General features: G+C 73.9%; 1 protein-coding gene. It reads left to right on the forward strand.

What is annotated here, in order from left to right; translation table 11 throughout:
- Window positions 1–1,235: P-loop NTPase family protein (locus COGEMETH_RS25505; RefSeq protein ID WP_507763009.1), on the forward strand; the 1,235-nt coding region annotated here is incomplete at its 5' end.
- Window positions 1,236–1,306: the final 71 nt, after the last annotated feature.

Here is a 1,306-nt window from a genome sequence, read left to right on the forward strand (position 1 = left end):
ACCAGGATCGCCTCGCCCGGCGCATCGCGTATGCGGCGGGCGAGGCGATCCTGGTCGAAGGGTCGCTACGCCAGAACATCCTGTACGGCGCCGGCCCGGAGATCGCTCCGCACGAGGCCGAGTTCGTGGCCCTGCTGCGGCTCACCGGCCTCGACGCCTTCGTCTACGCCCGCGGCCTCACCGGCCGGGTCGACCCGGTGGCCGAGCCGGCGCTGGCCCAGGCCATCGTGGCGGCGCGGCGCACCGTGCGCGCGGTGCTCCAGGCCGAGCGGGCCGAGCGCCTGGTCGAGCCCTTCGACCCGGCGCTCTACAACCATCAGGCGAGCATCGGCGAGAACATCCTGTTCGGCGAGGCGGTTGGGCCGGCCTTCGCGCAGGGGCGGCTCGCCCGCCATCCCTACCTGCGGGCGGTGCTGGAGGCCGAAGACCTGAGCCGGCCGCTGATCGAGATCGGCCTCGCGGTGGCCCGCAGCACCGTGGAGATCTTCTCCGACCTGCCCAACGACCACCCCCTGTTCGACGCCTATTCCCTGTTCCCGGCGGCCGAGCGCGGCTACTTCGAGGACCTCGTCGTGCGCCAGCCGGGCGCCTCGGGCCTGCGCCGCGGTCCGGCCGGGCAGCGCGACCGCGAGCGGCTGATCGGGCTGGCGCTCCGCTACAGCGAGACCCGCCACCGCTTCGGCCTGATCGACGCGCTCTTCGAGGAGCGCCTCGTGGCCGCCCGGCGCTCCTTCGCGGGGATGCTGCCGCCGGCGCTCGCCGGCGCGGTCGAGTTCCACGATCCTGCGCGGGTCAACCCGGCCGCCGGCCTGGAGGAGAACCTGCTGTTCGGGCGCATCAGCCAGGGCGAGGCCGGGGCCGAGGCCCGCGTGCGCGCCCTGGTCCGGCGGGTGCTGGTGGAGGAGGGGCTGGAAGGCTCGGTCTACCGCCTCGGCCTCGACAGCCGGGTCGAGCCCGGGGCGGCCGGCGGCGCCTCCCTCGGGGAGGGGGCCATCGGCCCGCGCGAGCGCATCGGCATCGACCTCGCCCGCTGCCTGGTCCGACGCCCCGACATCGCGGTGATCGCCATCCTCCTCGACGAGCGCAAGCCCGAGAACTTTCGCGAGCGGCTGGCCCAGTTGCGGGCGGGCCGCGCCGGGGCCGGCCTGATCGTCTGCCTGCCCGACGCGGCCGACCTCTCGACGCTGCCCCCCTTCGACGCGGTGATCGGCGTGGAGAACAACACGGTGGCCTAAGCATCATTCCGCGAAGCGTCCCACGGTTCGCGGGAAAAAATGATGCGTCCTCAAGGCGATCCAAGCAGGGT

The sequence above is a fragment of the Methylobacterium trifolii genome (assembly GCF_022179685.1).
GTDB lineage: Bacteria > Pseudomonadota > Alphaproteobacteria > Rhizobiales > Beijerinckiaceae > Methylobacterium > Methylobacterium trifolii.